Below are 13,134 nucleotides of genomic sequence, written 5' to 3' on the forward strand. Positions count from 1 at the left end.
ACGACCCGTTGAAACCACACCGCACAGCCGACCTTGGTGCGCAGCCGTAGCATGTTGGTTTAGGTTTGCTAGGGCTGGCGGCTTGGCAGTTAAAGAACAACCCGCGATCTGCGCCGGTTTCCAGATCCATCAGGTGCCGCTCGTAAGCCATCCGCACCAAGTCACCTGCGACGATATCGCCCTCCAGAACCCCCAGCGCATATTTGCTGACAGGGTGATCAATTGGTTCCATTGAGCTGCACCATAACCTGATCGAACAGATCCCCCTGGCCCCCATCACTCAAGCGCGCCGCATCAACTGGGCTCAGGCCGAACAAGGCCGCGTCCCGCCGCATCGCGGTCATGGCCGTTTCCTGCAGCGTTATCCCTAGTTGCAGGCGCGAGGATTGCCGGGCGAGTTGATATTCATTTTTGCAAAACACCGTTCCACATAGTCCAAAACCGAGGGTGATTGGAGCGAACTTTCGAAGCGGCCAATAATTGCGCTGGACTTATACAGCATAACCTGTTGAAAAGTGCCCGATGGATTACCATGCGAGTTACATTGAAAAGATCACCTAAACATAAGGTTTGGATGCTTTTTCCAGCGGTGGCTTGGCTGTTTATTCAGTTCAGCATGTCCGGGCTTATACTCGGCACGTCAGCCAATGCGATGCAAGTCGAAATTTGTTCGCGCTTTGGTATTCAGACTATATCCATAAATCCTGACACCGGCGAGCCGACTGAGCAAGCCATAGGCAGCGGTTGCGACTGGTGTCAGTCTTTTGGCGCCACGATTGATATCGCGACGCGCCATGATGTGGCGTGGTCTGCGTTTGAGCGCGACCATACCCAAATTCTACCAGCCAGCCCGCGGATGCATGTGCCACTGCGCCTTGTTGCAGGTTTTCAAAGCCGCGCACCACCAATCCTTTGAACTTTCACACACTCTAACAAAACATAACGAGCTTCCCTAAGTGGGCGGCCCGAATAAATCTGTGAACCAAAGGAAACCCTATGTTCAAAACACTTTCACGCGGCGTTGCTGCCGTGGCCTTCATGGCGTCATTCGCCCTGCCTGCAGGGGCAGAAAGCATCACAGTCACTGACACGCTTGATCGCACTGTTGAAATCCCGGCTGATCCACAGCGCATCTTGTTGGGGTTCTACTACGAAGACTTCCTCGCGGTGGCCGGGCCTGACGCCTACGACCGCGTTGTCGCGATTTCAAAGGACACATGGGCCGGATGGCGGAACCTGCAATGGCAGACATACGCAGCCGCCATTCCCCGTCTTGAAGAGCTGGCAGATGTAGGCGAAGTCGACTCTGGCACCTTCTCGCTTGAAGCCGTTGTTGCCGCCAAACCTGATGTCGCCGTGCTCGCGGCCTGGCAGTATAAGGCACTGGGCGACGTGGCTGAGCGGATCGAAGCGGCTGGTATCCCCGTGGTCGTACTCGACTACAATGCGCAAACCGTTGAAAAGCACGTTCAGTCGACGCATCTTCTCAGCCAGATCATGAAGTCCGAAGACCGTGCGCAAGAGCTGGCTGACGCCTATGCAGCACAGGTCGCTGACGTTATGGCCCGCCTTGCAGCATTACCCAAAGGCGATGCGCCGAAAGTCTACGTCGAGCTTGCCCGCAAAGGCAAAGACGCTGTCGACAACTCCTACTCAGGCACTCAATGGGGCAGCGTGATCAACCAGGTTGGCGCGATCAACATTGCCGATGGCCAGATCAGCAACTGGGGCAAGCTGAGCCCTGAATATGTACTGGCGCAAAATCCGCAGGCTATTTTTCTCGCGGGCTCGGGATGGGCTGGACGCGACGAGGCCGTCATCATGGGGCCGAATGTGGACAGCGCGCTGACGCATGAGCGCATGAAGGCCTACCTCGGTCGCCCTGGCTGGGATGGCTTGGATGCGGTTGAAGACGGCAAGGTTTTCGGCATCTACCACGGTGGCAACCGCACACTCTATGACTATGCGTTCCTGCAGTTCGTTGCCAAGAGTCTCTACCCTGAGGCCTTCGCCGATGTTGACCCGCAGGCGTCTCTGGAGCGGTTTTTCGCAACCTATATGCCCGTCGAATTCAAAGGCACCTACATGACTAAGTTGCCGTGAGCAGCGCCTTGAATACGTCTGACGCACTAACGGAAGGGGCGGCGCAAGCTGCCCCTGCTCAACTTGGCTATCGGCAGCTGATAGCGCGGCGCGTCTTCTGGCTTGTGGCTGCCACAGCAACGCTTGCGGTGCTCGTCGTCGCGGATATCCTGATCGGCCCTGCCTTCTTGGCTGGGGGGGATGTGCTGCAAGCCTTGTTCCTCCCCAGTCAAGCCAGCAGTATGGTGCGGGTTATCGTGCATGATATCCGCCTGCCGATGACGCTGATGGCTATTCTTGTCGGCATTTCCTTGGGCACCGCTGGCGTACATATGCAAACGATCCTCGGCAACCCTCTGGCCAGCCCCTACACACTGGGTTTTTCGGCGGCGGCCGGTTTTGGTGCAGCTCTCGCTATTCTCACCGGAATAACCCTGCCGTTTGCTCCTTGGTTGACGATCCCCTTGGCGGCTTTCGTCATGTGCGCCGCGGCCGCCGCCCTGGTGTTCGCCTTTGCTAACATAAGGGGAATGAGCCCCGAAATCATGGTGCTCGCAGGTATTGCCACGCTCTTCATGTTTCAATCAGCGCAATCCATGGTGCAGTATCTCGCCTCTCCTGAGGTGCTGCAATCTATCGTCTTCTGGCTCTTCGGCTCGCTCCTCAAGGCAAGTTGGAACAACGTGCCAATTGTCGCTGCTTGCTTCGTGTTCGCAAGCCTCATAGTGCTTCCCAATCTGTGGCAGCTCACGGCATTAAGGCTCGGCGATGTGCGTGCCGCGTCGATTGGCGTTGATGTGAAATCACTTCGCATAAAGCTATTTGCCGTGGTCGCGCTGCTGACTGCATCCGGAGTAGCCTTCGTTGGCACCATCGGGTTTGTCGGCCTCGTCGCGCCTCATATCGCACGTATGCTGGTTGGCGAAGATCAACGCATTCTTTTACCCATGTCTGCTTTAACCGGCGCTATCACCATGACTGGTGCCTCGGTGCTGTCCAAACTGGTGTCGCCCGGCGGGGTGATCCCCATTGGCATCGTCACCGCGCTGATCGGCGTGCCGTTCCTTTTTTTCCTTATACTACGCGGCCAAAGGAGACACTGGTGAGCCTGCAAACCAAACATCTCAGCGTGTCTTATGGCACGGCACCCATCATTCGCGATTTTTCTGAGCCATTTAAAACAGGGCAAGTCACCGCCTTGATCGGCTGTAACGGCGCGGGCAAATCAACGCTGTTCAAGGCGATGGCTGGCTTGTCACCGATGAAAGGGCATCTTTTGTTTGCAGAGCATCTTTTGACGGCGGCAGAACAGCGCCAACACATCGCCTACATGCCTCAAGATACTGACGCAACATCATCGTTGACCGTGCTGGAAGTTGTTCTACTTGGCCGCCTCGGAAAGCTGGGTATGCGCCTACCGACTTCTTTGGTGGGTGAGGCAACAACTGCACTCCAAACCTTTGGCCTCGCAACGCTAGAAAATCGTACACTCAATGAGATTAGTGGTGGGCAGCGTCAGCTTGTCTACCTCGCACAAGCATTGTTTCGAACACCTAAAGTATTGCTCCTTGACGAGCCCACGGCTGCGCTTGATTTGCGCCACCAACTTCTGGTGCTTGACCGCGTTCGCACCTATGCGCGCGACAGTGGTGCCTGCGTGGCGATCGCGCTGCATGATCTTACTCTGGCCGCCCAGTTTTCGGATCGGCTCATTGGCCTCAAGGATGGCCTTGTTGTTGCAGCTGGTACGGCAAGCGACGTGCTCACCCAACAAAACTTGCAAGCAATGTACGGCATCAAAGCTGACATCAGTCGCGGCCCATCTGGCAAAATTCAGGTGACGCCGCTTCATGCTGTCTAGCTTGGTATTGCAAGTGACATGCCATAGAAAACGAAAGCTAGGCAAGGTCCCGCATCTTACCAGCTCGCACCTCGTGCGGTTAAGGTCGGCTATCGCAAATTCGGGTCAAGAGCTGTGGGGCTGCTTTGGGCTGGGTCCCGTCATCGGGTTGCTCGCGCAACGACCTACCAGGCCAAGATCTGCGTGCTGTACCACCGCAAGTCCGGTTTGAGCCCTTTCTGCAGTCTTGTACGACTGCAGCGCCCGGAGTATCAATTGACTTATGATAGCTCTTCTTTCGGTCCGGCCAGCTACTGCAAATGATGTCGATGCACTGCAAGACCTTTACTTGCACCTGTCATCTGACAACGAGAGATGCCCACCCGAGATTGCAGAAACGATAATTCACGATATCACTAAGTATGCGGGAAGTGCGATCTTTATTGGCGAGTTCGGCGGAGAGGTGGTCTGTACCTGCACGCTCATAGTCATTCCAAATTTGACTAGGGGTGGAACGCCTTACGCGCTGATCGAGAATGTTGTCACGCATCCCGCGCATCGCGGAAAAGGTTTCGGAACGTCAATGCTTGACGCAGCTACAAATGAAGCGTGGCAGAACGGTTGTTACAAGATCATGCTGAGTACAGGGTCTAGAAACCCTTCGACATTAGCATTCTATGCACATGCAGGTTTCGAACAAAGCAGAACGGGCTTCCAGAAGCGGCGGATTGCCGTCCGTGTCGATTAGTGCGCATCGTGCGAACGGCCGCTAAGTCCCGCAGCGCTGCCTCTGGGCTTACGCACATGCTGGCGCCAGCGCTTTTCCTCAACCCAGTTTTCAGAATACTTGATGTAGCGAGGCTGGTTGCCCGCCTGCTCCACGGCATAGGCCTTGGCCCCTGCCAGGATCTCAGTTGGGTCTGTACCCTCTCCCAGCGCTTTGCGCAGTGCATCCTCGGTTTTCTCTGCATCGCCCATTCGGGGGAAGGCATCAGCGAACTGATCCCAGAACCCCGAAAAATCAAAATCTAGGGATTGTGTGTGGTCGGCGTCAGCCGGGCACAAGGTTCTATAATGGTTCAAAGGATGGTTTGGGTGCATCTCCTGCACCGGTAGGGGTGCATTTCCTGCACCTGTCGGGTGCAACTCCTGCACCCGTGCATTTCCTGCACCCCCTACATATAGTGGCACGGGGCATTTCGCGCACGGGTCGGAGGCAAGCAAGAAACGGTATTGAGGTTGATCCTGTACTCCACAGTAAAGCCATTTCGGCACTTGCGCTGGCCCACTTCCGAGATGATCCCGGACTCAACCAGATCTGAGATATTGGTCTGCACAGTCCGCTTGCTTTTCATTTCCAGATCAGCAGCCATGTTGCCCTTGCTGACCCAGATACCGGAGCCGTCGTCACTTGCAGCGTCAGCCATGTAGAGCAGGATTGCCTTTTTCGTGGGTGACCCCACTATCCGGCGTTTGATAAGAGAATAGATCTCAATGCTCATGCTACTCTCCGTATCTCTTCCGCGAAGAATTCAGGAGCACCCGGATCGGTGAGGATCACCAGCAACGCGATATGGCTGGCTGGTGCAGTCACCGCCCCCCACCAGTTCAGCGCTGTCTGAAAGCTCACGTCACAAAACAGCGCCACCTCGCGCGGGCTGTTGAAGCGTTGCCGGAAATAGGCCGACCACAGATCAGGCGCGCTAGCCTTGAGTGCGTATGGGTCAAAGATATTTGACCAAGACTTTTGCCCAGCGCGCGGCTCATGCTGAAAACATGGGATTTCGTTGTTCACAATCAGTGTCAGACGGGGACGGCTCATGCTGCGTCCTCTCCAACTGGTGTAGGTGCCGGATTGTCAGCCATGTATTGGCGGATCTTATCCACCGTGTTCAGGGTTGGGCTCGATTGCCCATTAACCCAAGCTTTCCATTGCAACCAACTGGCACCAACCGATTGGCGCAGAATGTGCTGTGGGCTTCTACCAACAGCGTTGGCATAAGCTCGCATATCATCAAGAAACTGTTCCATGCAACGCTAATGGGGTTAATTTACCCCAATCGTCAAGGGTTAATTTACTCCATGCGTAAAACGAGCAAATGGGGTAATTTACCCCACATGCAACAGTCCTTCAGAGATGCGTTTCTCGCCGCAACCAAAGCCAGCAATAAATCAATGCGCCAAATAGCCTTGGACGCTGGTGTTTCTTATGAGCTGCTAAAAAACCTCGCTCAAGGGAAAAGCAAGTCCACCAACGTCGACGACGCTGTTAAAATTGCAGCATCCTTTGGCACCAATCTCGAAGGTTTCCTTGAAGGCATGTTGGTCCAAGAAGATCGCAGAACCATTGCCATTGCAGGCAAAGTTGGTGCCGGAGCGCGAGTACCGTTGTTTGACGCTTATGTTAAAGGAGACGGCCCCCAGGTCGAGTGCCCACCAGGCCTTTCCCCGCATGGCATTGTCGCCGTTGAAATTGAGGGCGACAGCATGGAACCTATCTATTCAGCGGGAGATCTACTTTTCTATACCCGCAATGGCCATGACGTCGTTGCTTCCGACGATATTGGTCACCGATGCGTCTGTGAGGACGAGGATGGGATGGGATGGGTAAAACAGATCAAACTAGGTGATGAGCCTGGCCTATTCCACCTGATCTCCCTGAACCCTGGAGCAAACAACATGTGGAATGTCCGCCTGAAGTGGGCAGCAAAGGTTCGCCTTCATTGGCCAGAAGAGTTAGCACACAAAATCTAGCCACTGCCCTAAACCTGTATTCCAAAAAATCCTTTGTTAGCCGGTCAACACATCAGGATCTCACGCCAGTAAAACTGGATAGCCTGATCCAAGTGCAGCAGAAATGCTCAGAAACTGACTATGCTAAATACAAGGCGTTTGGACACGGAAGTGCGCTGCGAACGGCCCAAACCTGCCGTTGGCCAGGTGCCCAAGTGCTGCGTTGCAGCTTCCCCGAAGCAGCCGTTCAACACATTGTGCAGCATTTCCGGTGGCCGGAGGTCGGCAGAGTAGGACTTTGCAGTCTTTCGCTGCAGTTGTCACCAAGGTCACCAGTGCGCAGGAAAGCAGACCTTTTTCGCAGATTGCCAAAAGGGTCGGCGTGGGGATAGGTGATCGTTGGCTTCTATTGGGACGGCAGGTGTTGTCAGGACTGCTGAGCGATGCATCTCTGGCGCATGACAATCGGATACGCGCCATCTTCTGGTGCTGCCAACCCTTCCGTTAGCGGCTTTGTCCACAACTCAAGTCACGGCGTAGTGGCACGGTTGAGTGTCCTATTGGGAGAACCCATGTAACGCTTTCTCGATCGCTGACAGAAGATCCACGCGGTGCACCGGCTTCATCAATCTGATGTCTTCGGGGCGCAGGCCGTTGCCGTGGACAGTTGCCTCGCTGGCATAGCCGGACATAAAGACGACCGGTAGATCAGGTCTAAGTTCGCGCAGCGCCTTCGCAAGAGTGGTTCCCTGCAATTCACCGGGCATGACGATGTCGGTGACCAGCAGGTCGAAAGCAGGCTCGTCCAGAAAAATTTTCTTTGCTTCATCGCCTGTAGTCGCTGTCTTTACTTCATATCCAGCTTTCTCAAGTGTCGCCAAAAGAATTTCCAACACCGCTGCCTGATCTTCAACAAGCAGAATACGTTCAGTTCCTCCTGCGGGCTGCGTAACTACCGTTGCGTTGTCCAGCGCGCGACCGTGCTCATCTGGCAAAGCCCGGAAAAAGAGTTTCACCGTCGTTCCGACGTCTGGCTCGGAATAGATGCGGGCGGTCCCACCGGATTGGTCCATGAATCCCTGGATCATCGAAAGACCCAAGCCCGATCCCGATCCGGGCGGTTTTGTGGTGTAGAATGGCTCAAATACGGTCTCCAGCGACTCCTTCGGAATGCCTTCACCCGTGTCGCTGACCGCAAGCATCACGTATTCGCCCGGCTCCAGCCCGCCTTCAACAGATGTCGTATCGTCTGGCCGGATCAGGATATTGGCGGTTTCAATCGTCAGATTTCCGTCGTTCTGCATGGCATCGCGCGCATTGATGACAAGGTTCAAAAGCGCGCTTTGTGTCGATCCTGCATCCGCTTCAATCCGCGACAGATCGGCCTGCAATGAGGTCTCGACATGAACTGTTGCAGGCAGGGTCCGACCTATCCAGGATTGGGTCGAATGGACGATTTCATTGAGATCTAGAACCTTGGGGGCCAAAGCTGCCTGCCGTGCAAAGCTAAGCATGTTCCGGGTCAGGTCGGACCCCCGCCCAACAGCCCCTATTGCCGCGTCGATAAGCTTCAGATCCTCGGATTTGGTTATGTCGTCCCGCAACAACTCTAGATTACCAAGGAGCACCGCCAGCAGGTTGTTGAAATCATGCGCAACGCCCCCCGTCATATGGCCGATGGATTCGAGTTTCTGCGCCCTGCGAAGCCGTTCTTCGCTGGCCAGCAGTTCTGCCTGCGCTTCGAACAATTCGGTGACGTCGGTTGCGATGCCAACGATGCGTTCCAACTTTGAATGGTCATCCCAGACCGGGAACCCTCGAGCATAAAGTATCCGTTCAGAGCCGTCGGGCCGGATCACCTTGTAGGTCGGGAAATCAATGTGCCTAACCGTTCCTGGGGGCGTCTCGGCAATTGCCTTTTGCGCCTGTTCGACCGTTCGTTCGACATCTTTGCGCCCCTGCTCGTCCAGCGCGTCCATCCATGCCGTGGGGCTGCTCAGCAATACTTCTGAGCTACGGCCCCACATTTTCTCATAGGCAGGATTGACGTACCACACCTCTTGCCAATCGGGTGACCCGATCCAGAACAGGTCGCCAACATTCTCGGCGATTTCGCGAAAGCGTTTTTCGCTCTCGCGGACAGTGGCAAAAGAGTGCTCGAGCCGCTTGTTCAGTTCATTGAACTTCTGAAAGACAACAGCCAGTTCATCTTGCCGGTCCCGCATGGACGCGGGTTTGAATTCTGGCACCGCCACCGCTCCTTCGTGCTTGCGAAGAAACTGGGTGAATTCCTCAAGCGGGGTCAAAATAAACCGCCTGAGGAAAAGGATCATGAAACCAGCGACGAGGAAGGTTTTGATTGCGTTGCTGATCAGAATGACCAGCGCTTTCTGTAAGAGCCGTTGATAGACCCCATCTAAAGACGCCTGCACCATCAGCGTGCCGATCTGCCGAATTTCTCCCAAGTGGCTGTATTGGACAGGATAGTCGCTGCCGACCACGTTCCTGACGGCGAGTTTGCCTACTGAAATAACGGCGTCGTCGTTCTCAAGGACAGCAAGGTATTGCATGTCCGTCAATTTTTCGATGCCTTCAATCTGCAATTTGATGCTGTCAAAATCGGCCACCCAAAGGCTTTGGGCGATATTAGCCAGATGAACCTGCCTGACCTCAACCAATCGCTCGTCGATCGCGGCTCGATCCGTGCGGTAATCCAGGAAAAGCTGAATGCCCGTCAGTACCAGCGTTACCACAGAACTGAACAGAACGACATATACGACAAACCGACGGTCGATGTGGGAATACGGCCTCGTCCGGTCCGCTCCCACAGGTGTGGCGGGCCCGTCCGTCATTCAAAAGAGGGGCCATAATTTGATCGAACAGAGCCTGGTATGTTCCATCTGCCTTGATCTCCCGCAAGGCTGCGGTGATTTCAGGAACTAGATCGCGATGTTTCTTATGCACGTAGAGATACATGTCTCTGACAGATAACGGAGGGTCGATGGATTGGATGGCCGTCCAACCTTTTGTTTCCAAAAAGGCCGAACCCTGCCAAAGATCGAACAGGACTACGTCGACGCGTCCGCGCTTGGCCAGCAAGAAAAGTTGGTCGGGATCCCGTTCCGTCACAAGACTTTTTACATCGGTGACCTTCGCCTCGAATATCTTCCACCCCGTGACGTAGGCGACAGAGTGAGTGTGTAAATCCTCCCAATCGTTCAGCACCAGATCGCGTTGCGTCGAGAAGGCCGCAAACCGCATGTCGGCAAGCGTCAAAGGCACCTGAATGAGGTTTTTATAGATTTTTTCAAGCCCTCCGATCCGATAGGCATCGCCGTCGGCCAACCCGCTATTGGCGTCTTGGATGGCGCGTTCGGGGGGCAGGCCGACCACGACAATGGGCTGGCCGATCCGCGCGCCAACTTCGTGCAGGACAAGATCAATGAACCCCGTTCCGTCCTGCTTGTGAAATGGTGCGTTCGCTGCGGTACTGAAGACGAGTGCCTTTTCGGCAAGCGCTGGCTGACAAGTCAGCAACAACAAAGCGAACCAAAACCTGAAAAATGGAGAACTCATATTTCACCTTCCCTACGACGGGTATTTCTAACCATAGCCAAATTGGTATTTTTGTGAAGTTCTTACTGCAAGCTGACGCGTGGGATGTCTTTAGTGTATTAGGCCACCCTTGCGAGCGACCTTGTCCGCATTCGGCACATAAGGTCAAATACACACAGTGCAGCATGCGGTACTATGAGCTCCTTGCGGTCATGCGGCCGCACAGCATCACACACCCAATTCTCGTGCTTCCTGTTCCAGCAAGGCGATCAGATCGTTTTTGCCGAGGGGCTTGAAGATATTGCGCTCGACCGACAAGTTTCGAGCTTCGGCAATCATTTTGGCTGCCAGAAACGGAGCGTCTGCTCCACCAGCAATGAACCGCAAACGCAATTGGCGATCCACATCGACAAGACCTTCGATTGCTTCAATCCCATCCATTTCAGGCATGTAGATATCAACGATAAGCAAAGCTGATCCCGAACCCGACGCGACTTGTTCGACAAGATCCTGCCCATTCACACAAATTACGGGCAGCCATCCTTCGCGACTGGCCACTGTAGCGATATATTCTGAAAAACCAGTATTGTCGTCTGCAATATATAGCTGCTTCATAGGGCTCTTTTACCGAGATCGTAGTAAATGCTCTATTTCATCACCATTGTGACGGCCAATGACTCCATTTGCAAGGTTCGCCGACGTCAGTTTCCGACTTGGCGTCACCATTGCCTCGCATCCGCAGCGAATGGCTCCTTCCCGCCCTTCCAGTTGACGCCCCCCTCCCCCTAGGCCTAGCCAGCTTAAGGTCAAGTTCGCCAGTAGACAGCCAAAGCTTCGCCCACAATCTAAATGGGGTATTTTTACCCCGTTATTAATCTTCACATCAACCGATGGAGGATTGAATGAACGACATTACTAGAACCGCCCGCCAGATTATCAGTGCACCCGAGGATTACCTGCACGACACCAGCCTGTTTACAGCTGCCTGGGCAACAATGAAGGCGGCACGCGGCCAGGGATTTGACCCGCAGCGCCTGCAGCCACAGCACCTAATTGGTCGGCCCACACCTGCGCCCGAACCGCTTGACCAAACCCTGACCCGGGTTGGTGAAACTGTGCGCACCTATGCTGCCAAACAGGGATACCGCGCCCCGCGCCGCCATGCCGCGTGAGCTAACAGGGGATCGCCTTCCTAGACGCCTTGCAGCCCGCCAAGATCAGCACTCGCAGGCCTGCCAGCGGGCACCCCCGCCCCCGTAATAACACTTCGACCGGCGCCAGGAGGACGGCGCCGGTCACTCCTTTCAGAATTCCGCGCCCTCATCCCGATTGCGCGGAGTGGCGCGGGCGGTTCAGTCCTCCTCCAAAGTTCACCGCCCGCGCACCAAATAAAAGGCAACCCCATGCCCCCACACACCCTGACAGCCGCTGCGGCGGAAATTGAGGATAAACACGGCCTGTGCAAAATTCTGACATTCCAGGATCTGGGAGGCATCTTAACACCCCCCAGCGATGATCCAACGGACTGGTGGGAGCCGGAGAACCTAACGCACCGCGCCGAACTGCACGGCATCCAAGCATCAGGCGCCGATACGATTGAGGCAATCACCCACTGGGTCAAAATCGCCTCGGTAGGAAAACCCGATGGGCCCAATGAGCTCTTTTCGACACCTGCAGTGTGAGCGCTGCATTCTAGGGCGCGGCACCTCAAGCCCACCACTCACGATCAACGGCTGCGCCCTCCTCACCCAATCCAGAAAGCCCAGCGCCATGGCAAAAGTTCTTATCGGATGCGAAACCAGCGGAGTTGTCAGAGAGGCCTTTCTTGCCCTTGGCCACGATACATGGTCCTGCGACCTGCTACCCTCTGACACCCCGTCAAACCGTCATATCCAAGGCGACATTCTGGAGTCATGCAGGGCGACTGGGATTTGATGGCCGTCATGCATCCCCCCTGCACCCGCCTGTGTAACAGTGGTGTGCGCTGGCTCTCCAAACCACCAGCAGGCCGCAGCTTGCACGACATGTGGGCCGAACTCGATGAAGGTGCCGCGCTGTTCTCTGCCGTTTGGAACGTTGCCCATATCCCCTGCGTAGCCGTCGAGAACCCTGTAATGCACAAGCATGCGAAAGAACGGATCCAGGATTACCGGCCCCCTGCGCAAACGGTGCAGCCTTGGCAGTTTGCTACCGATCCAAACGGGCCAGACAATGAGCGCAAGAGAACCTGTTTCTGGCTGCGTAGCCTACCACCTCTCACGGCAACAGGCTCCCTTGATGGATCGACCTCTCGCGACACTGTGCACAAGGCCAGCCCAGGCGCTGAACGCTGGAAGCTGCGCAGCAAGTTCTTTCCCGGCATCGCGTCCGCCATGGCTGACCAATGGGGAAGCCATGCCTCAAGACGGGAGCAGGCGGCATGAATACCGATCAACCTATCTATGTGCCGCTTGCCGATTCCAAGAAAGTGTTCTCGGTCTCCCGCGACACGATTTACCGGGCAGCTAAGAAAGGGCTGATAACGATCCACAAAGCACAAGGTAGATCCCTGCTGAAAGTGTCAGAGGTTTGCGCTTGGATTGAGGGAGGTGCAAAAAGCACTTGATCGCTTGTGGGGCTAATTGTGGACCTGTTGAGGCAGGTCCACCCAAAAATAATTTACTTTCAGATACTTACTGGAAAGCCTTGGTGCGGCGAGAAGACTCGAACTTCCACGGGTGTTACCCCACAGCGACCTCAACGCTGCGCGTCTACCAATTCCGCCACGACCGCACTGTCTAGGCTTGGTGAAGGCGTATTAGACGAGCCCACCAAGGATGTGAAGAGGTAAAATCGAAGAATATGGAATTTCACCCCACCCGTTCGTTTTCAGGCAAAATCACCAAACTTTAGCAAGACGCTGAGGAGAGCCTGAGGGGAGAATG

Annotated in this window: 17 protein-coding genes, 1 tRNA gene and 1 pseudogene; 10 read left to right on the forward strand and 9 right to left on the reverse strand. The window is 55.1% G+C overall.

The features are described from left to right. Nucleotides 1-232 (reverse strand): hypothetical protein (locus B4968_RS23845; RefSeq protein ID WP_139792914.1); only part of this gene is annotated, 232 nt, incomplete at its 3' end. Beyond that, a complete protein-coding gene (locus tag B4968_RS25350; protein ID WP_277620964.1) occupies nucleotides 219-344 on the reverse strand; it encodes a hypothetical protein in 126 nt (41 codons plus the stop codon). The genes B4968_RS25350 and B4968_RS23845, both read right to left, overlap by 14 nt. A gap of 230 nt (nucleotides 345-574) precedes the next feature. Here B4968_RS25350 and B4968_RS18745 point away from each other — a divergent pair, with 230 nt between their 5' ends. From B4968_RS18745 to B4968_RS18765, 5 genes are all read left to right on the forward strand, one after another. Beyond that, nucleotides 575-916 (forward strand): DUF2946 family protein, encoded by a 342-nt coding sequence (locus tag B4968_RS18745; RefSeq protein WP_083100859.1) that lies wholly within the window; start codon nucleotides 575-577, stop codon nucleotides 914-916. Between the two features lie 80 nt (nucleotides 917-996). Beyond that, on the forward strand, nucleotides 997-2,103 hold the full coding sequence (locus tag B4968_RS18750) for an ABC transporter substrate-binding protein (protein ID WP_083100860.1): 1,107 nt from the start codon (nucleotides 997-999) through the stop codon (nucleotides 2,101-2,103). After that, nucleotides 2,100-3,188, forward strand: coding sequence for a FecCD family ABC transporter permease (locus B4968_RS18755; protein ID WP_241525850.1), 1,089 nt, complete (start codon nucleotides 2,100-2,102; stop codon nucleotides 3,186-3,188). Before B4968_RS18750 ends, B4968_RS18755 begins: the two co-directional genes overlap by 4 nt. After that, complete coding sequence (locus B4968_RS18760) at nucleotides 3,185-3,943, forward strand: ABC transporter ATP-binding protein (RefSeq protein ID WP_161492612.1); 759 nt, start codon at nucleotides 3,185-3,187, stop codon at nucleotides 3,941-3,943. The genes B4968_RS18755 and B4968_RS18760 overlap by 4 nt, the downstream gene beginning before the upstream one ends. 262 nt (nucleotides 3,944-4,205) lie before the next feature. Continuing rightward, nucleotides 4,206-4,670, forward strand: coding sequence for a GNAT family N-acetyltransferase (locus B4968_RS18765; protein WP_083100862.1), 465 nt, complete (start codon nucleotides 4,206-4,208; stop codon nucleotides 4,668-4,670). Here the strand turns inward: B4968_RS18765 and B4968_RS18770 are convergent. From B4968_RS18770 to B4968_RS18780, 3 genes are all read right to left on the reverse strand, one after another. Further along, the gene (locus B4968_RS18770) at nucleotides 4,667-4,900 is read right to left on the reverse strand and encodes a hypothetical protein (RefSeq protein ID WP_139792915.1); all 234 of its coding nucleotides are present in this window, start codon (nucleotides 4,898-4,900) and stop codon (nucleotides 4,667-4,669) included. The two genes, B4968_RS18765 and B4968_RS18770, sit on opposite strands and share 4 nt — an antisense overlap. Before the next feature lie 197 nt (nucleotides 4,901-5,097). After that, the gene (locus B4968_RS18775) at nucleotides 5,098-5,424 is read right to left on the reverse strand and encodes a helix-turn-helix domain-containing protein (RefSeq protein ID WP_083100864.1); all 327 of its coding nucleotides are present in this window, start codon (nucleotides 5,422-5,424) and stop codon (nucleotides 5,098-5,100) included. Continuing rightward, nucleotides 5,421-5,744, reverse strand: a complete 324-nt coding sequence (locus B4968_RS18780; protein WP_083100865.1) for a hypothetical protein — start codon at nucleotides 5,742-5,744, stop codon at nucleotides 5,421-5,423. Before B4968_RS18780 ends, B4968_RS18775 begins: the two co-directional genes overlap by 4 nt. A gap of 47 nt (nucleotides 5,745-5,791) precedes the next feature. Here B4968_RS18780 and B4968_RS18790 point away from each other — a divergent pair, with 47 nt between their 5' ends. Further along, nucleotides 5,792-6,676, forward strand: a complete 885-nt coding sequence (locus B4968_RS18790) for a S24 family peptidase (protein WP_338153316.1) — start codon at nucleotides 5,792-5,794, stop codon at nucleotides 6,674-6,676. A 536-nt stretch (nucleotides 6,677-7,212) separates the two neighbouring features. Here B4968_RS18790 and B4968_RS18795 read toward each other — a convergent pair. The 3 genes from B4968_RS18795 to B4968_RS23225 all read right to left on the reverse strand — a co-directional run bounded on the left by B4968_RS18795 (nucleotide 7,213) and on the right by B4968_RS23225 (nucleotide 10,825). Continuing rightward, nucleotides 7,213-9,408 carry an ATP-binding protein gene (locus B4968_RS18795; protein WP_161492613.1) on the reverse strand — a complete coding sequence of 732 codons (2,196 nt, stop codon included), beginning with the start codon at nucleotides 9,406-9,408 and terminating at the stop codon, nucleotides 7,213-7,215. After that, the gene (locus B4968_RS18800; protein WP_083100868.1) at nucleotides 9,326-10,231 is read right to left on the reverse strand and encodes a substrate-binding periplasmic protein; all 906 of its coding nucleotides are present in this window, start codon (nucleotides 10,229-10,231) and stop codon (nucleotides 9,326-9,328) included. Before B4968_RS18800 ends, B4968_RS18795 begins: the two co-directional genes overlap by 83 nt. A 207-nt stretch (nucleotides 10,232-10,438) precedes the next feature. Then, entirely contained in the window at nucleotides 10,439-10,825 is a 387-nt protein-coding gene (locus B4968_RS23225; RefSeq protein ID WP_139792916.1) for a response regulator, read from the reverse strand. 287 nt (nucleotides 10,826-11,112) lie between these two features. Here B4968_RS23225 and B4968_RS18810 point away from each other — a divergent pair, with 287 nt between their 5' ends. From B4968_RS18810 to B4968_RS23230, 4 genes and pseudogenes are all read left to right on the forward strand, one after another. Continuing rightward, nucleotides 11,113-11,382: a hypothetical protein gene (locus tag B4968_RS18810; RefSeq protein WP_083100869.1), complete on the forward strand. Its 270-nt coding sequence runs from the start codon at nucleotides 11,113-11,115 to the stop codon at nucleotides 11,380-11,382. A gap of 231 nt (nucleotides 11,383-11,613) precedes the next feature. Continuing rightward, nucleotides 11,614-11,892, forward strand: coding sequence for a hypothetical protein (locus B4968_RS18815; protein ID WP_083100870.1), 279 nt, complete (start codon nucleotides 11,614-11,616; stop codon nucleotides 11,890-11,892). An 88-nt stretch (nucleotides 11,893-11,980) separates the two neighbouring features. Continuing rightward, nucleotides 11,981-12,633 (forward strand): annotated as a pseudogene (locus tag B4968_RS18820) (hypothetical protein). Continuing rightward, nucleotides 12,630-12,815: a helix-turn-helix transcriptional regulator gene (locus B4968_RS23230; protein WP_139792917.1), complete on the forward strand. Its 186-nt coding sequence runs from the start codon at nucleotides 12,630-12,632 to the stop codon at nucleotides 12,813-12,815. The pseudogene B4968_RS18820 and the gene B4968_RS23230 overlap by 4 nt, the downstream one beginning before the upstream one ends. An 81-nt stretch (nucleotides 12,816-12,896) precedes the next feature. Here B4968_RS23230 and B4968_RS18825 read toward each other — a convergent pair. Then, nucleotides 12,897-12,982, reverse strand: a tRNA-Leu gene (locus B4968_RS18825). Nucleotides 12,983-13,134 lie beyond the last annotated feature (152 nt).

The sequence above is a fragment of the Pseudophaeobacter leonis genome (assembly GCF_002087335.1).
Classification (GTDB): Bacteria; Pseudomonadota; Alphaproteobacteria; order Rhodobacterales; family Rhodobacteraceae; genus Pseudophaeobacter; species Pseudophaeobacter leonis.